The sequence below is a fragment of the Variovorax sp. 38R genome, assembly GCF_014843395.1.
Taxonomy (GTDB): Bacteria; Pseudomonadota; Gammaproteobacteria; order Burkholderiales; family Burkholderiaceae_C; genus Variovorax; species Variovorax paradoxus_H.
Genome location: NZ_CP062121.1, coordinates 2,573,954 through 2,596,143, shown reverse-complemented (window position 1 = coordinate 2,596,143; position 22,190 = coordinate 2,573,954). Strand labels below are relative to the sequence as shown.

19 protein-coding genes are annotated in these 22,190 nt (G+C 67.6%); 3 read left to right on the top strand and 16 right to left on the bottom strand.

All coding sequences use genetic code 11. The features are described 5' to 3' along the window. Positions 1-2: 2 nt before the first annotated feature. Positions 3-1,526 (bottom strand): CoA-acylating methylmalonate-semialdehyde dehydrogenase, encoded by a 1,524-nt coding sequence (locus IG196_RS11760; protein ID WP_101493652.1) that lies wholly within the window; start codon positions 1,524-1,526, stop codon positions 3-5. A 161-nt stretch (positions 1,527-1,687) separates the two neighbouring features. Between IG196_RS11760 and IG196_RS11755 the strand changes: the two genes are divergently transcribed. Next, positions 1,688-2,596, top strand: a complete 909-nt coding sequence (locus tag IG196_RS11755; protein ID WP_192196293.1) for a LysR family transcriptional regulator — start codon at positions 1,688-1,690, stop codon at positions 2,594-2,596. A 59-nt stretch (positions 2,597-2,655) separates the two neighbouring features. Here IG196_RS11755 and IG196_RS11750 read toward each other — a convergent pair whose 3' ends face one another. From IG196_RS11750 to IG196_RS11735, 4 genes are all read right to left on the bottom strand, one after another. Then, positions 2,656-3,717, bottom strand: a complete 1,062-nt coding sequence (locus IG196_RS11750) for a DUF4241 domain-containing protein (RefSeq protein ID WP_192196292.1) — start codon at positions 3,715-3,717, stop codon at positions 2,656-2,658. Between the two features lie 12 nt (positions 3,718-3,729). After that, a complete protein-coding gene (locus IG196_RS11745) occupies positions 3,730-5,127 on the bottom strand; it encodes a CoA transferase (protein WP_192196291.1) in 1,398 nt (465 codons plus the stop codon). Between the two features lie 99 nt (positions 5,128-5,226). Further along, on the bottom strand, positions 5,227-5,865 hold the full coding sequence (locus tag IG196_RS11740; protein ID WP_056573812.1) for a 3-oxoacid CoA-transferase subunit B: 639 nt from the start codon (positions 5,863-5,865) through the stop codon (positions 5,227-5,229). Between the two features lies 1 nt (position 5,866). Next, positions 5,867-6,670 carry a CoA transferase subunit A gene (locus IG196_RS11735; RefSeq protein ID WP_101493657.1) on the bottom strand — a complete coding sequence of 268 codons (804 nt, stop codon included), beginning with the start codon at positions 6,668-6,670 and terminating at the stop codon, positions 5,867-5,869. A gap of 93 nt (positions 6,671-6,763) precedes the next feature. Here IG196_RS11735 and IG196_RS11730 point away from each other — a divergent pair, with 93 nt between their 5' ends. After that, the gene (locus IG196_RS11730; protein ID WP_062476432.1) at positions 6,764-7,330 is read left to right on the top strand and encodes a LuxR C-terminal-related transcriptional regulator; all 567 of its coding nucleotides are present in this window, start codon (positions 6,764-6,766) and stop codon (positions 7,328-7,330) included. A 138-nt stretch (positions 7,331-7,468) separates the two neighbouring features. Here IG196_RS11730 and IG196_RS11725 read toward each other — a convergent pair whose 3' ends face one another. Beyond that, a complete protein-coding gene (locus tag IG196_RS11725) occupies positions 7,469-7,945 on the bottom strand; it encodes a GNAT family N-acetyltransferase (RefSeq protein WP_192196290.1) in 477 nt (158 codons plus the stop codon). A gap of 189 nt (positions 7,946-8,134) precedes the next feature. On the opposite strand from IG196_RS11725, the gene IG196_RS11720 reads away from it, so the two are divergent. Beyond that, positions 8,135-8,281, top strand: coding sequence for a hypothetical protein (locus IG196_RS11720; RefSeq protein WP_172438277.1), 147 nt, complete (start codon positions 8,135-8,137; stop codon positions 8,279-8,281). A 25-nt stretch (positions 8,282-8,306) separates the two neighbouring features. On the opposite strand, the gene IG196_RS11715 is transcribed toward IG196_RS11720, so the two are convergent. From IG196_RS11715 to IG196_RS11670, 10 genes are all read right to left on the bottom strand, one after another. Next, positions 8,307-9,272: a Bug family tripartite tricarboxylate transporter substrate binding protein gene (locus IG196_RS11715; protein ID WP_192196289.1), complete on the bottom strand. Its 966-nt coding sequence runs from the start codon at positions 9,270-9,272 to the stop codon at positions 8,307-8,309. A gap of 47 nt (positions 9,273-9,319) precedes the next feature. Beyond that, positions 9,320-9,700, bottom strand: coding sequence for a VOC family protein (locus IG196_RS11710; RefSeq protein WP_192196288.1), 381 nt, complete (start codon positions 9,698-9,700; stop codon positions 9,320-9,322). Beyond that, positions 9,697-10,680, bottom strand: coding sequence for a hydroxymethylglutaryl-CoA lyase (locus IG196_RS11705; RefSeq protein WP_192196287.1), 984 nt, complete (start codon positions 10,678-10,680; stop codon positions 9,697-9,699). The genes IG196_RS11710 and IG196_RS11705 overlap by 4 nt, the downstream gene beginning before the upstream one ends. Further along, positions 10,677-11,849, bottom strand: coding sequence for a CaiB/BaiF CoA transferase family protein (locus tag IG196_RS11700; RefSeq protein WP_192196286.1), 1,173 nt, complete (start codon positions 11,847-11,849; stop codon positions 10,677-10,679). Before IG196_RS11700 ends, IG196_RS11705 begins: the two co-directional genes overlap by 4 nt. Before the next feature lie 115 nt (positions 11,850-11,964). After that, positions 11,965-12,738, bottom strand: coding sequence for a hypothetical protein (locus tag IG196_RS11695; RefSeq protein ID WP_192196285.1), 774 nt, complete (start codon positions 12,736-12,738; stop codon positions 11,965-11,967). Then, the gene (locus IG196_RS11690) at positions 12,738-13,436 is read right to left on the bottom strand and encodes a phospholipase D-like domain-containing protein (protein ID WP_192196284.1); all 699 of its coding nucleotides are present in this window, start codon (positions 13,434-13,436) and stop codon (positions 12,738-12,740) included. Before IG196_RS11690 ends, IG196_RS11695 begins: the two co-directional genes overlap by 1 nt. After that, positions 13,436-18,712 (bottom strand): DNA repair ATPase, encoded by a 5,277-nt coding sequence (locus IG196_RS11685; protein ID WP_192196283.1) that lies wholly within the window; start codon positions 18,710-18,712, stop codon positions 13,436-13,438. The genes IG196_RS11690 and IG196_RS11685 overlap by 1 nt, the downstream gene beginning before the upstream one ends. A 12-nt stretch (positions 18,713-18,724) precedes the next feature. Beyond that, on the bottom strand, positions 18,725-19,270 hold the full coding sequence (locus IG196_RS11680) for a zf-TFIIB domain-containing protein (protein WP_192196282.1): 546 nt from the start codon (positions 19,268-19,270) through the stop codon (positions 18,725-18,727). Between the two features lie 14 nt (positions 19,271-19,284). Further along, positions 19,285-21,453, bottom strand: coding sequence for a hypothetical protein (locus IG196_RS11675; RefSeq protein ID WP_192196281.1), 2,169 nt, complete (start codon positions 21,451-21,453; stop codon positions 19,285-19,287). A gap of 53 nt (positions 21,454-21,506) precedes the next feature. Next, complete coding sequence (locus tag IG196_RS11670; protein ID WP_192196280.1) at positions 21,507-22,151, bottom strand: OB-fold-containig protein; 645 nt, start codon at positions 22,149-22,151, stop codon at positions 21,507-21,509. Positions 22,152-22,190 lie beyond the last annotated feature (39 nt).

The following is a 22,190-nucleotide window of genomic DNA, read 5'->3' as shown; positions in this document are numbered from 1 at the left end:
CTTCACTTGAGGCTGATCGTCGTATTGACGCCCTGGCTCACGGTGCTGTCGTCGAACCAGCGCGCCGTGACCGTCTTGGTCTGCGTGTAGAACATGATGACCTGCTTGCCGTACGGGCCCAGGTCGCCGAGCTTCGAGGCGCGCGAGCCGGTGAACGAGAACATCGGGACCGGCACCGGGATCGGCACGTTGATGCCGACCTGGCCCACGTCGATGTCTTCCTGGAAGCGGCGCGCCGCGGCGCCCGACTGCGTGAAGATCGCCGTGCCGTTGCCGTTCGGGTTGCTGTTGATCAGCTCGATGGCTTCGTCGATGGTTTCGGCATCGGCAATGCACAGCACCGGGCCGAACACTTCCTGGTCATAGATCGTCATGCCGGGCTTCACGCCGGTGAAGATCGTCGGGCCAACGAAGTTGCCTTTCTCGTAGCCGGGCACCGTGGGCTTGCGGCCGTCGAGCACCAGCTTGGCGCCGTCGGCTTCGCCGCGTTCGATCAGGCTGTTCACGCGGTCAAAGGCGGCGCACGACACCAGCGGGCCCACGTCCACGCCCTTTTCAGTGCCGGCGCCGATCTTCAGCGTCTTGGCCTTGGCAATCAGTTCGGGCACCCAGTTGCGCGCCTCGCCCACCAGCACCGCGACCGACACGGCCATGCAGCGCTGGCCTGCCGCGCCGAAGCTCGCGCCGGCCAATGCGTTGAGCGTCTGCTCCTTGTTGGCGTCGGGCATCACGATGGCGTGGTTCTTCGCGCCCATCATGCATTGCGCGCGCTTGCCGGCCAGCGTGGCGCGGTTGTAGACGTGCGTGCCGACCTTGGTCGAGCCGACGAAGCTGATCGCCTTGATGTCGGCGTGGTCGCAGATCCCGTTGACGATGGCTTCACCGCCATGAATCACGTTCAGCACGCCCGGCGGCACGCCGGCTTCGAGGGCCAGTTCGCACAGGCGCATCGTGACCATCGGGTCTTGCTCGGAGGGCTTGAGCACGAAGGTGTTGCCGGTGACGATGGCCATCGGAAACATCCACAGCGGGATCATGGCGGGGAAGTTGAACGGCGTGATGCCGGCGCACACGCCCAGCGGCTGCAGCAGCGTGTAGGTGTCGACGCCGTTGGCCACGTTGTTGGCCAGCTCGCCCAGTTGCAGGTTGCCGATGTTCGACGCGTGCTCGACCACTTCGAGGCCGCGGAACACGTCGCCTTCGGCGTCCGGCAGCGTCTTGCCCTGCTCGGCCGTGAGGATCGCGGCCAGCTCGCCCATGTTTTCGCGGATGAGCTGCTGCAGCTTCAGGAAGATGCGGGCGCGCGCGCCCAGCGGCGTCTTGCGCCAGGTCTTGAAGGCTTCCTTGGCGGAAGCCACGGCGGCGTCGAGTTCAGCCTGGGTGGCGAACGGCACGCGGGCCAGCACCTGCTGCGTGGCCGGGTTGACGACGTCGCGCCATTCGGTGGTCTTCGATTCGACGAACTTGCCGCCGATGAGCAGCTTGACGGTGGCGACTTGCGTCGAGGGGGTGGTGGTGGCGTCCATGGGGTTTTGTCTCCTGTGATCCTGTGAAATTCGGTACCGGATTGAGGCGGTGCAGCCCGCATCCTAGCTTTGCAGATTTGCCATGACAATAGACAAATATGCGTCATCGCTTTGCAAAAATGCAAAGCACCGCATCCCACCGCACACAAGGCCGGACGCACATGGACTGGGACAACCTGCGCTACTTTCTCGAACTCGCCCGCTCGGGCACGCTGATGAGCGCGGCGCGCCGGCTGGAGGTCGACCACACCACCGTCGCGCGACGCATCCAGGCGCTCGAAAAGGAGGTGGGCGCGCCCCTGTTCTCGCGCGAATCAGGCGGCCACCGGCTCACCGAAGCGGGCCGCCGGCTGCAGCCGCAGGTCGAGGCGATGGAGAGCGCCTTCCAGGCCGTGGAGAGCACCGCGCCGGCCTCGCAGGAAGGCCTGTCGGGCCTGGTGCGCATCGGCGCCACCGAGGGCTTCGGCACCGTCGTGCTGGCCCCGCAGCTCGCGCTGTTCGCGGTGCAACACCCCAAGCTCACCATCGACCTGCTCGCGATGCCGCGGCTGGTGCACCTGTCGCGGCGCGAGGCCGACATCGTCATCTCGCTCGAACGACCCGCGCGCGGGCCGGTGGTGGTCACCAAGCTCACCGACTACACGCTGAGGCTCTACGCCTCGAAGCACTACCTGGCCGCGCACAAGCCCATCAAGACCCGCGAAGACCTGCGCGGCCACACCTTCATCAGCTACGTGGACGACCTGCTGTTCAGCAAGGAGCTGCAGTACCTCGATGAACTGCATCGCCCCGACAGCTTTGCGCTGCGCAGCACCAGCGTGCTGGCGCAGCACCGGGCGGTGGCGGCGGGCGCGGGGATTGCGGTGTTGCCGGCGTTCATCGCGCAGGACGACCGCGCGCTCAAGCCCGTGCTGCCGGACGCGGCGAACTTCACGCGGACCTTCTGGATGTCGATGCCTGCGGAGACCAAGCACCTGGCGCGCATGCAGACGGTGTGGGAATTTCTGCGCGCGACGGCCGCGGCGCAACAGCAGGTGCTGTTGCCTGACAGCGCGGCGAACACCCCATGACCGGTTCGCGAGCGAAGAAGCAACCGTCAAGGAATCATTGACGGTTCAAGTTCGCGCGCTCAGGAAAAAAGGCGCTTCAGAAATCCAGGTTTGGCCGCCGGCACCGCAGCCGCTTCCAGCAGCTCGATCAGCCCGTCCACGCGCGGCTTCTTGAGCCGGCGCGCGTAGTCGATGTAGCTCTCTTCCGTGTCCATGCGATAGAACTGCGGCGGCATCGGCAGCGGGCCTTGCACTGCCGCCAGCACCACGCGCAACGCGTCGAGCTGGTTCATGCGGATGGCGCTCATGATCGCGGTCTCGCCGAGCGAAGGAATGATCTCGTTGGGCTGCGCGAGCCCGCCGTCGAGCAGGGGCTGGATCGCCGCCGCATCGCCTGCGACCGCTGCCGCGCCCAGCGCCTCGAGCGCTGCCAACTTCTCGGGCGAAAGGCTGGCCAGGTAGGCGTCGCTGCGCTTGTCGTCTTCGTCGCGCGCGTCGCCGCCCTGCATGACCATGAAGTCGGTCACGAGTGCCACGGGCTCGCCCGCCGCGTCGAGCGCCCAGAAGCTCGGGTAGCTGCCGTCGCCCCAGCCCGCGCTGAAGATCAGCACGTTGTTCGCGCTGCCCTCGCCCAACGGGTAGTGGTCGGCGATGTCGGCCGAAGCGAGGTCGGCGCCGAGCACATCGTCGTAGTAGCTCACGTACTCGGGGTTGGTGGCGGACTCGCGCGCCTCGCGCTCGGCCATGGCCTTGGCGCCGTCGGCGTCCATGAAGCAGCCGACGCCGGCATCGACCGGGTAGCCATAGAACTCGTCGCTGCCGAGCTCGTCCTGCGACTGCCCTTCGAGCAGCGCAGCCTCCCAGTGCAGGTCGCTCGGCTGCAGGCTGCCTCGCTCACGCAGCCACAGCACGGCCAGCGCATGGCGGCCTCCGCCTTGGAGCACCTCGACGGGGAACGCGCCGCGCCCGTTCACGCTGCGAGTGAAAGGCTCGCGCTCGGGTTGAACCAGCGGATCGCAGGCCACGATGCGGCCGCTCGTGAGGTGCAAGGCGCCGCAAGCCTGGCGCTGCAGATGACGGGCGCGCAGCGCCTCGTCATCAAAAAAAATGCTCTGGAGGTTGTCGATGTCTAGATAGGCCATGCGCCCAGTTTCTCATTCCCCGGCAGCGGCGGGCCACACGGGCGGATGGCTGCCCGGCGGCATCGAAGGCCGCGGCCAGGCGGCCGGCGTGCGCGACAGCTGCGCGCTGTGGCGCACCGCCGTCAGTTCGCCAAAGCCCGAGGCCGAGGTTTCGACATACGGCTCGACACCGGCCCGCGCAATCGACAGCCCGCCGTCCACGCGGCCCAGCCCACGCAGCCACTGCCCGGTCTGCGCCAGCGACACCTGCACATGCCAGCTGCCGCCCTCCTGCTGCTGTCGCCACAGCGCCGCAGCGGCACCGAGGGCGATCAGATAACCGCTGGCTTCGTCGAGGATCTGCATCGGCATCGGACGTGGCTTGCCGTCGCCCGCCGCCTCGCCTTCCGCATGGTTGAAACCCATGGCGGTCTGCACCAGCGAATCGAAGCCACGCCGATCGGCCCACGGCCCCTGCGTGCCATAGGCCGTGAGCGAGACGCAGACGATGCCCGGCCGCTCGCGCGCCAGCGCCTCGGGGCCGAAGCCCAGCGCCGCGATGCCGCCGGGGCGGTAGCCCTGCACGAAGACATGCGCGTCGGCGACGAGGCCGCGCAGCACGGCGCAGCCCTCGTCGGTGCACAGGTCCACGTGTGTCGAAAGCTTGCCGCGGCTGGTGTCGGCGATAGATTCAATGTTCGGCAGGTTGGGCGAATTGACCAGCATCACGTCGGCGCCATAGGCCGCCAGCGCACGCCCACCGACCGGCCCCGCGAGGATGCGCGTGAGGTCGAGCACGCGCAGGCCTTCGAGCGGGCGCTGGTCGCCGCGCAACGGTGGCAGCGCACGCGGCGGTGCATCGCCGATGCGCTCGATGGTGAAGAGCGGCTGCGCAGCGACTGCCTGCCCGTGCGGCGAGGCGTCCCACGCGTCGAAGCGGCGCAGCGCGGTGGCCACGAGGCCTTGCGCGGCGGCGGCCGATTCGAAATCGATCGCGCGCCAGCCGGCCATCGCGGCCTCGGCGTCGGCGCGCGTGGCGCTGGCCGGGTCCAGCTTCATGAGGCGCAGCGCGCCTTCGCGGTGATGCTTGAAGTTGGCGTGGATGCGCACCCACCCGTCGGCGCAGCGGTACACGCCCGAGAAGGTGTCCCACAGCTCGGGCACGCGGCCGTCGATGCTGAACCAGCCCGTGCAGTCGAGCGCGGCATGCAGCGTGTCGACCGCCACGTTTTGCCGCGCCACGCCGCGCCGGTGCCCCAGCTCGCAGGCCGCGAGCGCCGCGGCCGCGATGCTGGCCTGCGCCGCGAGGCCGACCGCGAAGGACGACGGCAGCACCGGGTCGGCGCCCGTGAGCCGCGCAAAGGCCAGCGCCTCGACGGGCAGCCCCGCCTGCTGCCAGAGACCGGCCAGGACTTCTTCACTCGTTGCCATGCGTCAACCCTTCAGGGGAAAGAGGAAATGAAAAAGGCAGGGTCCGCTTGCGCGGCCCTGCCCTTGTTGTCGTTGCGTTCGCGACCTTGTGCCGATGGCTTACTGGATCAGCTTCGCACCGGTCTTGGCCTGCAGCGCGTCGAAGCTCACGCCCGGCGCCAGCTCGATCACCTTGAGGCCTTCGGGCACGACATCCATCACGGCCAGGTCGGTGATGATGCGGTCGACCACGCCCACGCCGGTCAGCGGCAGCGAGCACTGCTCGAGGATCTTCAGGTCTTCGGTGCCGTCCTTCTTCTTGGCCACGTGTTCCATCAGCACGATCACGCGCTTCACGCCGGCCACGAGGTCCATGGCGCCGCCCATGCCCTTGACCATCTTGCCGGGGATCATCCAGTTGGCAAGGTCGCCCTTGGCGCTGACCTGCATCGCGCCGAGGATCGAGAGGTTGATCTTGCCGCCGCGGATCATCGCGAAGCTGTCATGGCTGCCGAAGATGGCCGAGCCGGGCAGCGTGGTCACGGTCTGCTTGCCGGCGTTGATGAGGTCGGCGTCGACGTTGTCTTCGGTCGGGAACGGACCGATGCCGAGCATGCCGTTTTCGCTCTGCAGCCACACTTCCTTGGTGCCGGTGTGGTTGGCCACCAGGGTCGGAATGCCGATGCCGAGGTTGACGTAGAAGCCGTCTTCGAGTTCTTGCGCGGCACGGGCCGCCATCTGGTCTTGGGTCCAGGGCATCTCAGGCTCCTTCTTTCTTGTTGACGGCCTTCACGGGCGATTCGCTGCCTGTTGCTGCGGCCTGGGCGATGGCGGTCTGGGCCTCGACCTTGGCGGCGGCGGCGTCAACCGACGCGCTCAGCGTGCGCTTCTCGATGCGCTTCTCGGGCGTGGCGTTGAGCACCAGGCGGTGCACGTAGATGCCCGGCAGGTGGATGTCGTCGGGGGCCAGCTCGCCCACTTCGACGATCTTCTCGACCTCGACGATGCAGACCTTGCCGGCCATGGCGGCGGCCGGATTGAAGTTGCGCGCCGTGAGGCGAAAGCGCAGGTTGCCGGCCTTGTCGGCCACGTCGGCCTTGACCAGCGCCACGTCGGGCACCAGCGAGTGCTCCATGACGTAGGTCTCGCCGTTGAACTCGCGCAGCTCCTTGCCTTCGGCCACTTGCGTGCCCACGCCGGTCTTGGTGAAGAAGGCCGGGATGCCCGCGCCGCCGGCGCGCAGCTTCTCGGCCAGCGTGCCCTGGGGCGTGAATTCGAGGGCCAGTTCACCGGCCAGGTACTGGCGCTCGAACTCCTTGTTCTCGCCCACGTACGACGCGATCATCTTCTTGATCTGGCGCGTCTCGAGCAGCTTGCCGAGGCCGAAACCATCGACGCCCGCGTTGTTCGAGATGACGGTGAGGTTCTGCACGCCGGAATCCTTCAGCGCGTCGATCAGCGCTTCAGGAATGCCGCACAGGCCGAAGCCGCCGACCGCGAGCGTCTGCCCGTCGGCCACGACCCCCTTGAGTGCCGCTTCTGCGGAGGGAAAAATCTTGTTCACTCGGGCTCCTTGATGGGTGGTGGAGAGTGGGTGGGAAAGGCGTCAACGATACTACCTACTCGTATACGTAGTATTTCGTAATGGTGACACCTGATGCCCGAGATCGATTACCGGTTGGCTTTTGAGCATGCGCCCGTCGGCATGGTGGTGTCGAGCAACCGCACCATCGTCGCCTGCAACCAGCGCGTGTGCGAGATCTTCGGCGCGGAGCCCTCTGCGCTGGTCGGGCATTCGTTCAGCATCCTGTACCCGAGCGTGGCCGAGTTCGAGCGCATCGGCAAGCGCATGGAGCCCTTTCTGAACGCCAGCGGCCACTACGCCGACAACCGCATGATGAAGCGGCTGGGCGGGCTGCACGGCGCGCTGGCTGGCGAGACCTTCTGGTGCCACGTCACGGGGCACGCGATGAACCGCGCGGCGCCGCACGAGGCCGGCATCTGGACCTTTGAAGACCTGGGCTCGCGCCGCGCCGTGAAGGCCGAGCTCACGCCGCGTGAGCGTGAAGTGGCGGCGCAGGTGATGCGCGGGCTGACTTCCAAGGAGATCGGCAAGGCGCTTGGGATCAGCCATCGAACGGTCGAATTGCATCGGGCGCGGTTGATGCGCAAGTACGCAGCGGCGACGACTGCGGAGTTGGTGCAGAAGCTGATCGCGGGGTGATTCTTTTCGGGGCGCGTGCACAGGCCACCGGGTACTTCCCTCCGCGAATGTCCCCCGGGCTTCGCCCTCCTCCTTGATTTCGCTGCGGGAAGCACCCAGTGTCCTGTGCCCACTCGGCGCTGTCGTTGTGCGGGGCGATCAGCCCGCGGCGCGCGGCAGGACCATCTCCATCCGAACCAGGTCGCGCAGCGGGATGCCGTTCTGCTTGGTCGCCTTGCCCCAGCGGCGCACGAAGTAGTCGACGTCGACACCGACGATGCGAAAGCCGAAGCGCTGATAGAAGGCCAGCTCGCGCAGGCTGCTGTTGCCTGTGCCGACTTCGAGTCGGTGCGCGCCGTGTTGCGTGGCGAGCAGCTTCGCCTTCTTCAGCATCGCGGTGCCGATGCCCTGGCCCTTGTGCGCTTCGGCCACGGCGATGTTCATGATCTCCCAGGTGTCGACGCGCGTGGCCATGAGCACCATCTGCCCGACGACTTCGCCGGCCTGTTCGGCCAACCATTGCTCACCGCGCAGCAGGTACTTTTCGACCTCGGGGCGCGGGCCGTCCGCGTCGAACAGGAGCGTCCAGGGCACCGCATCCGCCGGGGTGGCCTGGCGCATCTTCAAACCTGTCATGTGTGTGTTGCGTGCGTTCCTTTGCATGACCCTATTCTGAGTTCTGAGCAGAAGTTCCCCGCCAAAGCCACCGGATCATTGCGAAAACGGAAACGCCGTGTCGACAAAACCCGTGCTTCATCGCGCTTTGGGAGGCCTATCGTGGAACCCACGCGAACACATCGTTCGCCCCACACAGGAGCAGACACCATGTCCACACCCCTTCATTCGGAAAAGAACCTCCTTCAGCAGACGAAGCTGTCCGTGGCCCAGGCCCGCGCGCTGGCCGGGCACCAGGTGCCCGTGGCGCTCGGCCTCGCGGCGGTGATCCTGTCGGTGCTGGGCGTCAAGCCCTGAGGCTGATTGCCGCGTCGGGCCGGGCTCACTCCGGCTTGATGTCGGCGCCCTTGATCACCTTCGACCAGGCCGCGAGTTCCTGGTCGACGAACTTGCCGAGCGTGGCCGGGTCCATGTAGGTCGCGAAGGCGCCCTGGTCGTCCACCTTCTTGCGGAAGGCCTCGCTCTCGACGATCTTCTTGATCTCGGCGCTGAGCTTGTTCACCACCTCGGGCGGCGTCTTCGCCGGCGCGAACACCGCGAACCACGACTCGACCTCGTAGCCTGGCAACCCGGCTTCGGCCGAGGTTGGCACATTGGGCATCGACGCATGCCGCTTGCTACCCGTGTACGCCAGCGGCTTGATGCGCCCGCCCGCGAAGTGGCCGATGACCGAGGGCGGCGTGGTGATGAAGATGTCGACATTGCCCGCCACCAGGTCGTTGATGGCCGGACCCGAGCCCTTGTAGGGCACGTGCGTGGCCGGCTGCTTCGTCTGGCGCGACAGCAGCTCGCCCGCGATGTGCTGGATCGAGCCGTTGCCCGACGAGGCATAGAACAGGCCACCCTCTTTCTTCTTGCCGTACTCGATGAGTTCCTTCATCGACGTCACCGGCAGCTTGCCGCTCACCGCGACCACGTGCGGCGCGCGCATCACCATCGCCACCGGCACGAAGTCTTTCGTCGGGCTCCAGCGCAGGTTCGGGTAGAGCGACGGGTTGCCGACGTGGTAGCCCGAGTACTGCATCAGCAGCGTGTAGCCGTCGGGTGCAGCACGGGCCACGAACTCGGTGCCGATGTTGCCGCTGGCGCCGGGCTTGTTGTCGATGACGACTGGCTGGCCCAGCGCACGCTGCAGCGGGTCGGCGACCAGCCGCGCCATGATGTCGGTGGAGCCCGCGGGCGCGGTCGGCACCACGAAGGTCAGGGGTCTGGCAGGCCAGGTGTCGGCATGCGAGGCAGTGGCAGCCAGCGCGAGGCCGACCGCGAGCAGGCGGTGAACGGGTTTCATGGATTTGTCTCCGGTGGTTTTTGTGGACTGTCTTCGGGCTGCATGTCTCAGGGTGCCAGCTCCGAAATCTCGATGAGATTCAGGTCGGGGTCGCGCACGTAGACCGAGCGGATGCGCGACGTGGCGCCCGTGCGCATCACGGGGCCTTCGATGATCGGCACGCCCTGCGCGCCCAGCCGCGCGATGACGGCTTCGAGCGGCACGCTGGCGATGAAGCACAGGTCGAGTGAGCCGGGCGTGGGCACGTCGGCCTTCGGCTCGAACTCATGGCCCTCCACATGCAAGTTGATCTTCTGCTGGCCGAAGCGAAAGGCCTTGCGGCCAGCGCCGAAGACTTCCAGCGTCATGCCCATCGTCTCCACGTAGAAGCGCACGCAGGCCTCTTCGTTCGCGGTCGTGAGCACCAGGTGATCCAGGTGGTCGATCATGCGTTCTCCTTCTGGGCCGAGCGGGCCTGCGCGCGCTCGACGATCTCGTTGAAGTCGGCCGGCGGCGCATGCCGCGTGAGCCGGTGACCGGCGCGCGAGACCTGGCTGGGCAACTCGTGCTGCACGAGCGATTCGAGTTCAGCCGCAGCGCCGATCAGCCCATCGAGATCCATGCCGGTGTCGTAGCCCATGCATTGCAGCATGTGGACCACGTCCTCGGTCGCGACATTGCCAGTGGCTCCGGGCGCGTAGGGGCAACCGCCGATACCGCCGAGCGACATGTCGAGCCGCTCGATGCCCGCCTCGACCGCGGCGATGGTGTTCGCCAGGCCCATGCCCCTCGTGTTGTGGAAGTGCGCCGTCCATTGCAGCGCTGGGTGCTTCGCGCGCACGGCCTCGCACACGGCCTGCACCTGCATGGGATGCGCCATGCCGGTGGTGTCGCACAGCGTGATGCCCTGCACGTCCAACACAGCGAAGCGATCGATCCAGCCCAACACTGTCTCGAGCGGCACGTCGCCTTCCATCGGGCAACCGAACACGCAGGAGAGCGACACGTTCACCGGCACCCTCGCCTGCTTCGCCAGCGCGATCACGTCGGCCAGCTGCGCGAACGACTGCTCGCGCGTCATCCGCAGGTTGCTGAGGTTGTGCGTCTCGCTGACCGACATGACGATGTTGAACTCGTCGATGCGGCTTTCCAGCGCACGCTCGGCGCCGCGCACGTTCGGCACGAGCGCGGTGTAGACCACACCCGAGCGGCGGGCAATGCGCTGCATCACTTCTTCGCCGTCGCGCAGCGCGGGAATCGCCTTGGCCGAGGTGAACGAGGTCACCTCGATCTTGGCGTAGCCGAGCGTGCTCAGCCGGTCGATCAGCGCGACCTTGTCGTCGGTGGGAATGAAGCGGCTTTCCATCTGGAAGCCGTCGCGCGTGGCGACTTCGTTGATGTGCAGCCGCGTGCCGCTGCCGGTTTTCATACGGCCCCGCTTTCGGCGCCACGCACCGGCCAACCCGCGCTTTTCAGATCGGCCGTGTGTTCGCCCAGGCGCGGCGCCGCATGCGCGATGCGCCCCGGTGTCGCGCTGAGCTTGGGCACCACGCCCGGCACCTTGAGCAGCGCGCCATCGGAGCCACGCGCTTCGACGATCATTTCGCGCGCCAGGTACTGCGGATCGGTTGCGATGTCAGCCACCGTGTAGATGCGCCCGACCGGCACGCCGGCCGCATCGAGCACGGCCAGCACGTCGTCGCGGCTGCGTTGCAAGGTCCAGGCCTCGATGGCGGCGTCGATCTCTTCCACGCGCAGCACGCGGCCGTCGTTGTGCACGAGGCCCGGGTCGTTCTCCAGGTCTGCGCGGTCGATGGCGCGCATCAGCCGGCGGAAGATGCTGTCGCCGTTGCCCGCCACCAGCACGTAGTGGCCGTCGTTGCAGCGGTAGGCGTTGGTCGGCGCGATGCCCGGCAATGCGCTGCCGGCCCGCTCGCGCACGGCACCGAAGGCGTCGTACTCGGGCAGCAGGCTTTCCATCACGTTGAAGACCGATTCGTACAGCGCCACGTCGATGAACTGCCCCTCGCCGCCGTGGGCCGTGCGGTGGTGCAGCGCCGTGAGCACGCCGATCACGCCGTGCAGCGCGGCCAGCGTGTCGCCTAGCGAGACGCCCACGCGCACCGGCACCCGGCCCGACTCGCCGCTGAGGTACCGCAGCCCGCCCATCGATTCGCCGAGCACGCCGAAGCCCGGCTTGTCGCGGTAGGGGCCGGTCTGCCCGTAGCCCGAGATGCGCAGCATGATCAGGCGCGGGTTCAGCGCATGCAGCTGCTCCCAGCCCAGGCCCCAGCCTTCGAGCGTGCCGGGCTTGAAGTTCTCGATGAGCACATCGGCCTCGAGCGCCAGGGCGCGCACGGCCTCCTGTCCTTCGGCGCTGCGCAGGTCCAGGCACACCGAGCGCTTGTTGCGCGACTGCACCTCCCACCACACCGAGGTGCCGTCGCGCAGCAGCCGCCACTTGCGCAGCGGGTCGCCGACGCCGGCGGGCTCGACTTTGATCACGTCGGCGCCGAACTCGGCGAGCGTCTTGCCGGCGAACGGGCCGGCGATGAGCTGGCCGAGCTCCAGCACCTTCAGGCCTTCGAGTGCGTTCATGTCTGTCTCTGTCTCCAAGTGGGTTGCCCCTACTCTAGAAACAGATGGCGATGAACGGAATTGCTCTGATGGCAGCAGGCCTTCGCGAAACGCGAAGGCCATGCCATGCGCTCTGCTATTTCTTCTTCAGCGTGGACGCAGGCTTGGCAACAACCGGCGGCGCGGCCGGCGTCTTCACCCAGCCGCGCAGCATCACGCCCAGGCAGATGCCGGCCGCGAAGATCAGCCAGTACACCCACGACGGCAGGTTCTCCACGCCGCTGTGCAGGTTCATGCCGAAGGCCGCGCCGATGGCCATCAGCGGAAAGGTCAGCGCGGCGATGGTGTTGAGCTTGTGCTGCGCGCGGCTCATGTCGAGGGCCGAGTGCGCTTGCGCCTCGGCGGCACGCGCGAGCCGGTAGTCGAGCGACATGCGCGTGTCGGCCAGCAGCAGCTCGAAGCCGCGTGCAATTTCCACCGCCAGGTCGCGCTGGTCGATGAGCATCAGGTCGCCCTTCACGGCATCGCGCGCGGCCTGCAGGGTGTCCTGCATGTTCCGCGCGGCGCGGGTGAGCGGGATCAGCGGGCCGAGGACCTGGAACAGGTCTTCCGAGGTCTCGGCGGCCTGGTGGCGGATCTCGAAAGTGCTGAACGCGGCGCGGTAGCTTTCGAGCAGCTTGGCGAGCGCGCGCTCGCCGGGATTGTTGCCCTTGTGCAGCCACGCGCCGTCGGGCTTGCGCAGGAACACCACGGGCTTGCGCTCGGCGCCGGTGCCCGAGGGCGGCTCGTGCAGGATCACCATCAGGTGCTCCTGCTCATGGATGATGCGCTGCGCGCCGTAGGTGCTGCCGCCCAGCCGCTGCTGCATGGCGACGGGCAGTTCCCAGTCGTAGTCGATTCGTCTTGCCATCAGGGGGCCTGCAGTTCTTTCCACAAGGTGTCGAATTCGTCCGCGAAGCGGCGCACCAGCGGCGGGTCGTTGCTCAGCACCAGGTTCTCCTCGTTGAACTCGCAGGCGCTGCGCGTCCAGTTGTAGCTGCCGTTGAGCAGCCGCGCGCCGTCGAAGAGCGCGAACTTGTGGTGCATGTGGGCGTCGGTGCGGTCGACCGCCACCGCAATGCCGGCCGCACGCAGCTGGCCGACGTCGCTGCCGCGGTCGAACTCCTTGTCGTTGTCGGTGACGAAGCGCACCGCCACGCCGCGCCGGTGCGCCGCCAGCACCTCGGCGGTGATGCGGTCGTCCGAGAGCGTGAACACGCACAGGTCGACCGCACGCTTCGCCGTTCGCAGTTGCTCGTTGATCGCCTGCAGGCAGGCCGTGCCCGGGCTGAAGTAGGCCTGCGAACGCACCGTGACGCTGTCGGGCGAGCGGCCGGTGTCGATGGCGCGCACCACGCCTTCGAGCCACTTGAGCAGCGACAGCTGCTCGGGGTCGGCGGTGCGCGAGCGCACGAGATCGAAGGCCCGGTTGCGCAGCTGGCGCAGGCCGTCTTCGGGGGGCGAGGCTTCGCGCAGGGTGTGGACCAGCACGCGGCGCTCGTCGTCGCTCAGGCGCGCGTCGGCCATCGTGGCATCGAGCTGGGCCAGCAGTTCGGGCAATGCGGACATCAGTGATCCTTGTCGGCTTTGGGTGGGGCTGGCGGAGACGGCGGCGGGGGCGCGCGCTTGGGCGCCGCCCGCGTGGCCTGCACCTCGGCGGCGAGGCGCTCCATGTCCTGCTTGATCGAGCGGTCGAGTTCGAGCCGGCGCTCGGTGGCGGTCACCAGCGGCAGGATCAGTTCGCGGTAGGTCACGGCGATCTGCAGCATGGCGTCGGCCAGGCGCTGGCCTTCACTCGGGCCTTCAACCGGCAGCGCGGGCTCGGGCTTGAGCGCATCGACCGCGCGCGCCACGTCGAGCATGCTGCTCGCGATGCGCTGGCTGCCGTCGACGTCGGCGCCGCCAAGCTTGCGCTGGCGCACGAACTCGTCGCAGATGGCCGTCCAGCGCGCGCTTTCCTCGGGCGTGGGGCTGTCGAGCAGTTGCGCGAGGCGCAGCAGGTTTTCCTCGGCGCCGGTGGTCAGCGTCTGGGCCTCGCCGCGGTAGTGGTCGCGCAGCAGCGCGTCGAGTTCGTCGTCGCGCATCAGCGGCGTGATCTTGCCCGCGAGCTTGGTCATGTTGCGGTAGCTGCCCTGCAGCTTGAACGGCGGCGCGGTGCGGTAGCTCTCCTGCTGCGCAGCCGATGCGATGTACGCCAGGTTGACCTTCAGCAGCAGGTCGCGCGCACGGAACAGGCGCTGCAGCAGCGCCTTGATCTCTTCCAGCTCGACCGAGCTGTACGCGTGCGAGAGCGCGCTGCTCGGCACGTCGTGGCCCTGCGCCATCTTCACCAGCAGCTGCACGTCCTTCGGGTCGCGCGAGGCCAGCGGCATCAGCGTGGGGTTGGAGGTCAGGCTGTTCTCGATGTACGAGAGCGCGAACGCCGCTTCGCGGCCCGAGAGCACGTCGCCCAGGTTGTAGATGTCGGCGCGGTTGGCCAGCATGTCCGGGATCTTGAACACGTCGCCCGACTCGGTGTACGGGTTGCCCGCCATCACGATCGCGAACCGCTTGCCCCGCATGTCGTAGCTGCGCGGCTCGCCGTTCCACACGCCCTCTATGCGCCGCGTGCCGTCGGCCAGCGCGATGAACTTCTGCAAAAACTCGGGGCTGGTGTGCTGGATGTCGTCGAGGTACAGCATCACGTTGCTGCCCATCGCCAGGCCCAGGTTGAGCTTCTCCAGCTCCTGCCGCGCCGCGCTGTTGGGCGCATTGACCGGGTCGATGGCCGTGACGCCATGGCCCAGCGCCGGACAGTTGACGCGCACGAAGATCAGGCCGAGGCGGTCGGCCACGTACTCCATCAGCGTGGTCTTGCCGTAGCCGGGCGGCGAGATCAGCAGCAGCAGGCCCATGCGGTCGGTGCGGCTGCCCTCGCCCGCCGAGCCGATCTGCTTGGCAAGGTTGTCGCCGATGATCGGCAGATACAGCTCGTCGATCAGTTGGTTCCGCACGAAGGTCGACAGCGGCTTGGCCTGGAACTGGCCGAGCTTGAGCCGCGCCTTCTCGCGTTCGAGCAGTTCGTGGCGCAGGCTGTGCAGCGCCTCGTAGCCCGGCACCGCGTGCAGGGTGTGAAACAGGAAGCGGCGCCAGAAGTCGTTGAGGTTCAGCGTGAGCCGGCCCTCGACCACGCGCGGATGCTCGCCGCGCAGGCCTTCGACGGTGCGGTCGAGCGCCGCGTTGACGCGGGTGCGCTGCAACGGCATGGCCAGCACGCTGGCCGCGTCGTCGATCCAGTCGATCGATTGGGGCGCCTGGTGCGTCGCGTAGGCGCGCACCCAGTCGCGCGCCAGGCGCCAGCGTTCGGCCGGCGGTGCGGCATCGAGGTCGTGCTGCCAGGCATCGCGCCGGCCGCCGCGCTCCAGCTCGCGCAGCAGCGCGGCCGCCAGGTCTTCGCCCGCGCCGGACACGGCCCAGGTGTCGCCGCCATGTTCGCTGGCCAGTTCGCGCACGAGGTACGCAGCGGCCTGGTCGCACAGCGTGGTCACGCGGCCGTCGTGCGCGTCGCGTGTTTCGTCGTTTGCGGTGTCGGCCACAGGCAGCAGGTCGGACACCACGTCGCGGGCGAAGTGGTTCAGTGCGCGTGCGATGTCGGCTTCGAGCTGCTCCAGCGCATCGCGCCGGCCGAAGAGCGCCAGCATCTGCATCGCGGCGCGCGCGCGGCGCAGCATCGATTCGCGGTGGGCGATCAGGTGGCCGTGCTGCCAGTAGAGCAAGGCCAGCGCGCGTTCGGTCGGGCCCCAGGCGAGCAGGCCCGCCTGGTCCTGCATGCCGACGAGCGCGCCCAGCAGGCGCATCGCGTCGTCGTCGTGAATGCCCTTCTGGTAGCCCTCTTGGTACCGCGCCGCGGCAAAGCGGCGGACCATTTCGAGCAGCTGCGGGTGCAGCGGGTCTTCGGCCAGCAAGGTGAGAACCTCGGCCCAGCTGCGCTCGGTCTTGCCGTCGAGCAAGGCTTCCAGCAACCGGCCGGCCAGGTACTCGGCGCGCGACAACTCGGGCGTTTCGGACACCAGCGACTGGTTCCAGTAACGCTGCAGCGGCAGCAGCCGCGGCTCATCGACCGGGCTCTGGTAGTCGGTGCCCGTGACCTGGTAGGCCATGCCCTCGTCGCGGGCCACGAGTGTCAGGTCGACCGGCTGGCGGTGCACGGTGAAGGCGTGGCGACCCAGGCGCAGCGTGTCGCCGCCTTCGCTCACCAGCTCGCGCTTGTCGCGGATGGAGCGCAGCGCCTGGTCGCGCGCGGTCTTCAGGCGCGTGTCGAGTTCGTCGGCCTGCACCGCGGCGCCCAGCGTGCGCAGGTCGGCGATCAGCGTGTGCAGCTTGCCGATCATCGGATCGGCCGCGAAGTAGCTGTGGACCTGCGTCAGATCGCCGAACTGCGCGATGCGGCGCGGAATGCCGTCGAGGATGCGCCCTGCCGCATCGACCACGCCCTGCGCGCGGCGCTGGCGCGCTTCCACCAGGCTCTGGCGGCGCGCGGACAGTGCTTCATACACAGTCTCGCGCTTCTCGGCGATGTCGGCCAGGAAGTCTTCCTGCTCGGCGAAGCGGCCTTCGATCTCTTCGAGCTGGGCCAGCAGGCGCGTGAGCGCGTCGTCGCACTTCTCGGGCGCGTCGGCGAACTCCAGCGCGTTCTCGACCGCCTGGCTGAAGAGCTTGAACTGCGCGCCGAATTCGGCGCGCGCTTCGGTCGCGCCCAGCGACTTGCGCCGCATGCGCGCATCGGCGCGCATGCGGTTGATGTCGGCATAGATGAGCGAGATGCGGTCCAGGATCGACGTGCGGATCACCGCATCGCCGCCCGGCAGGCTGCCGAGCTGCTCGGTCAGCAGGTCGAGGCCAGCCGCTTGCTCGTCGAGCGTGGCCAGCATCTGGCCGAGCGCCGGCGACGTGGCCAGGTTGGGCAGTTCGAGCGCGAGCTTGTCGAGTGCCTGGCGCTGGCCGTTGAAGGCGGTGTCGGCCGCCAGGAACTGCATGGCGCGCTCGCCGATGCGCTGCTGCTCGGCCTCGAGCGCGGCGTCCATGGCGGCGATGCGCGGCAGGTCGGCGTAGCGCAGTTCCTTGAGCATCTGCAGCGCGCCGCGCCGCTCGCGCAGGCGGCCCAGCGCCTTCACGAAATCGTCGGGGGCGCGCCAGAGCGTGCTGGCAATGTCGACCATCAGCGCGTGCTGCTCGTCTTCCGCACGGGCCAGCGCGCGCGCGGTTTCGCGGCGGATGGTGTCGACCTTTTCGAACTCGGCCAACGTGCTGCGCGCCACCTCGGCGATGCTGCGCAGCTCGCCCATGAGGCCGGCGGCCTCGGGCGCGTCGAGCCAGAAGTAGGCGTCGCTCACGCGGGTGCATTGGCGAATGAGGTCGTCGTAGGCCGCGCGCGTGGGCGCCTGCTCGCGCACCGCGCGGGCGATGCCCATGAGGTCGGACACGCCGCGCACCAGCTCGGCATTGCCGATCTTGCCGAAGAAGCCGGTGGCGGGCGGCTGCGCGCTCACGTGCTCTTCGCTGGCGAAGGGCGTCTGCCACAGCTGCATCGGGTGCACGCGCGTGGGCTCGCCGTTGTCGCCGTTGAACACCAGGATGCGGCCGTCGGCAAAGCGCGCGTAGCCGTTGGCGATGATCGGCGTGGCGAGCTTCTTGTCGATCAGGTTGTAGTTGAAGAGCGCATAGCGCCCCGGCTTGCGGTCGTAGAACACATAGGCCACGTCTTCGCCGTTGGGCGAGCGCAGCATGCGCTTGAAGCGCAGGCTTTCGACCACCTCGGCCGGCAGGTCGAAACGCTTGTGCTCGCCCGACTGCAGGTAGTAGCCGCCGGGAAAGATGATGCCGTGGTCTTCAGGCAGCTGCACGCAGGAGCCGCCGATGGCGTCGATGCGCTCGACCTGCTGCGTGCGGATGTTGAACACCAGGTAGCGCGTGGTCTGCTCGCGGTAGGGCTTCACGCGCAGCAATATCAGCATGCCGAGCTTGGCCCAGGCAATCTCGGCGTCGGTGAGCGACTGGCTCTTGTCTTCCACCGGCTCGCTGTAGATGCCCAGGCCGGTCTCGGTGTTGTTCTCGATCTTGATCGTGAGGTCGCCGCCCAGCGTCTCGACGAACACGGTGTCGAGCACGTTCACGTGCGGGTGCTTGCCGCCCACGTGGTCTTCGCGCGTGGCCACGGTCCACTCGAAGTCGTGGCTGGCGGGCAGCGCAATGTCGCGCTCGCCGCGGTTGTCGACGTAGTGGATGCTGCCGTCGCGCTCGATGGCCCAGCGGAACACGCGCACGTCGCTCAGCTGCTGGCCGATCTGGAACGAAGCGAGCAGCTTGTCCTGCGTGACGCGCAGCTGCAGCAGCGTGGCCTGCTTGTAGTAGGCGTAGAGCTCGCGGAAGTCGGAGACGAAGCGCGTGTCTTCCAGGAAAGTGCCGGCCAGCGGCACGGGCTGCAGCTCGTCGTTCTCGGTGGCCGCCTCGCCCGGCGACGCGAGCCGGTACAGGCCGAACACGTCGCCCACGGCCGTTTCCTTGCGCAGGCCGATGAAGACGTTGTAGCCGAACAGCAGCAGGTCGCCGATGCGCACGATGTCGCGCGCCACGGCGTTGTTCTCGGTGCGCGCGCGGGTGCGCAGAATCAGCGCCTGGTCGGAGCGGCCGAACTCGGCGAGCCGCTGCTCGTTGAGCGCCTGCGTCTTCTTGAGCAGGCCTTCGCCCTGGGTCTCGAGCCGCTTCTTCAGCAGGTCGTAGCTGCCGCTGCCGGAAACCAGCGCTTCGGTGGCATCGATGGGAGCCTGGGCGCCGGGCGGCGCGCCGGTGTCGTCGGTGGGTTGCATGGATCGGCGCGGTCAGTCCGCGCGCAGCAGTGCGAGCAATTCGTCGCGGTGAGGCTGGGTGTCGAGCCAGGTGCGGATGCGGTCCAGCTCGTCGATGCAGTCGTCGCCGTAGCGGCGGCGCAGCGCGGCAAGGCGCGCCTCGCGCACCTCTTCGGTCTGCAGCCGGCGCTGCCAGCCGTCGGACAACAGTTCGTCGAGCCGGCCGGCCAGGCCGCGGCTCACGAGGGCGCGCCATTCGCCCTGGTCGAACCAGAGGTTCTGGCAGGCCACGCAGCGGTCGATGCGGAAGTCGGGCCCGGCGCTCACGCGCAGGCGCTGCATCAGCCGCTCGCATTCGGGGCAGTGGCGCACGGCGGCGAGGTCGAACACCTCGATCACCTCGTCGTCGACCTCGTGCGGCACGCGCTTCGGGTCGGCGGCTTTCCAGCCGCGCCAGTCGTCCATGTCCATCACCATGCCGTGGCAGTCGCCGCACTGCACGCCGAGCAAGGCTTCGGCGAGCGCGACGGGCTGCATCGCGGCATGGGCGGCGCAACTGCACTTCAGGTTCGGGTTCATCGCGCGCTCCCGTCTCAGTTGCGGAAGGTGGAGATCAGGTTCTGCAGCGCGGACTTCTGGCTTTCGGTGCCGTCGTTGGCGATCTTGCTCATCAGCGAGGCGACGCTGAGGTTCTGGATTTCGCCCGACGAGTTGCCCAGCGCGCCGACGATGTCGCGCAGGTCCTTCACCACGTCGCGCTCACCCGAGAGCTGCTCCTTGAAGGCGACCTGCACCGCCTGGCTCTTGGAGATGACACCGTCGATGCCCTTGCCCACCGACAGCGAGCGCACGAAGCTGTCGAAGTAGTCGCCCGAGCCGCCCACGATGTCGATCTTGGCGTTGGCCAGCGCGGTGCCCAGCACGTCGGCCTGTTCCTTGGCAATGGACGTTTGCGCGTCGATGCCCTTCATGGTTTCGATGTGCGACTTTTCCAGGCGCATGCGGAACTCTTCGTGGTCGCGGGTCTCGGGGCTCATGGACTTCATGGCCTCGAACTTTTCGTGCAGGCCCTTGGCTTCGGCGTTGAAGCGCGCTTCAATCACCTGGGCGTCGGCCTGGCCGGACTTCAGGGTGGCTTCGGCATCGGCCGTGCGCACACTCACCTCGGCGAGGCCGAGCTTTTCCTTGCCCGAAGCTTCGGCGTCGAACTTGGCGCGCATGCCGGCGGCTTCGGCCTGCGAGCGCGCTTCGATGACCTGCGCGTCGGCCTGACCGGCCTTGAGGATGGCGTCGGCATCGGCCTGGCGCACATGCACGTCGGCCAGGCCCAGCTTTTCCTTGCCCGAGGCTTCGGCCTCGAAGGTCGCCAGGCGCGCCTGCGCGGTGGCGATCTCGACCTTGGCAGCCGCCAGGCCCGGCGCGGCGGAGATGGCTTCCATGCCCTCGGCTTCGCGCTTCTTCGATTCGGCGTCGCGCTCGGCCACCTTCAGCTTGGCGTCGGCCAGCGTGAGTTCTTCGGCCGCCTTGTGGCGTGCGCGCTTTTCCTGCGTTTCAGCGGCCTTCACGTCGATCACCATCTTCTCGTCGGCCTGGCCCTCGGCCATGATCACGACCGACTTCTTGGTGCGCTCGGCCTCGGCGACCACGCGCAGTTCCTTGATGGCTTCTTCCTGCTCGGCGACCGTGCGCTCGACCACGATGCGCTCGCGGATCACGTCGGCAATGGCCTTCTTCTGCACTTCGACAGCCTTGTCCTTCTCGATGCGCTGCAGGGTCACTTCCTTCTCGCGATCGACGATCTCGAGGTCGCGGGCACGCGTGACCTTTTCTTCTTCGACGGCCACCGCGCGCTTGCGGTTGTTCTCGGCCACTTCTTTTTCGCGCTGCACGTTCTCTTGCTGCACGGCCACGGTCTGCTCCGAGAGCAGGCGTGCTGTTTCGGACTTGGTGCGCTCTTCGGACTGGATCTTGGAGGTTTCGGCCTCCTCGCGGGCGCGCACGCTGGCAATTTCGCGGTGCTGGCGCGAAGTCGCATCGGCCTGCTGGCGCTCGAGTTCGAGCAGCGCTTCCTGCGTCTCGACGTTCTTCTTCTTGATCTGCATTTCCTCGTTGCGGCGCAGCTCGTTCGTGCGCACATGCTCGACCGCCGTCAGCTCGGTGATCTTCTTGATGCCTTGTGCATCGAGGATGTTGTTGGCGTCGAGCTCCGACAGCGGCGTCTGCTCGAGGTAGTCGATGGCGGCGTCTTCGAGCACGTAGCCCGAGAGGTCGTTGCCGATCTGGCTGATGATCTGGTCGCGGAAGCCGTCGCGCGCCTGGTAGAGGTCGACGAAGTCCATCGACTTGCCCACCGTCTTGAGCGCCTCGGAGAACTTGGCCGAGAACAGCTCTTCGAGCGTTTCGTGGTTCGAAGCCCGCGCACAGCCGATGCCCTGCGCCACCTTCAGCACGTCGTCGGCGGTCTTGTTGACGCGCACGAAGAACTTCACCTTGATGTCCGCGCGGATGTTGTCGCGGCAGATCAGGCCTTCGTTGCCGGAGCGGTCGATCTCGATGGTCTTGACCGAGATGTCCATCAGCTCGGCCTTGTGGATGATCGGGTAGACCATGCGGCCGGTGAAGGTCACCTCGGGCTCGGCGCGCAGCGTGTTCACGATGAGTGCATGGCCCTGTTCGATCTTTCGATAGAACTTGGCGAACATCGCGAACAGGCCGAGGATGACCACGGCCAGTATGACCACGGCAAAGATGATGGGCTCCATTTTTTCTCCAGATTTGCTTTAAGAGCGAACGAACAGTAAGGGGGTGCGCGCGGTCAGACCATGTCTTCGTGCGCGGCGATGAGGTAGCGCGCGGCCACCTCGTCGTATTCGAGGATGAGCGCGTGCGAGCCGCGCTTGAGGGCGTTGGGCGTGGGCGCCCAGACGCGGATGTTGAGGCTGGCGCCGCGGCGCGCCACTTCGGCGCGGCCGTCTTTCTCGTTCACCACGCCGGTGACGACGCGGCAGACCTGGCCCACCAGCGCCGCATTGCTCACGGCCGTGTGGCTCACGAACAGGCCCTTGAGCGGGCGAATCGCCACCGCAGTCACCGGAATGGCGAGCGCCGCGCTGGCCACCAGCAGCACCGTGCCGGCCACCAGCTTGAGCACCATCGTCGGCACCAGCGGCAGCAGCCACTCGCCGCCCAGGCACGAGAGCGTCCAGGCCACAAGCACCAGCAGGCTCACGGCCACCGAGAACGGCACGCCGTTCAGGCCGAAGGCGACCACGTAGCTCGCGATCTGGCCCATGTCGCTGGTGTCGCCGTCGGCATGCGTCTGCAGGTCGACGTCGATCCCGCTGCTCTCGAAGTCGACCATGCCGACCACCGCGAGCACCCAATAGATCACCACGACGCCGAGCAGCACCGTGTAGATCGCGGTGGGGTACCCCGTCACCGCTCCCATGAAATCGCCCATTGATCCTCCCGCGTGCGGGTTGGTTGTTGTTCTCTTTTC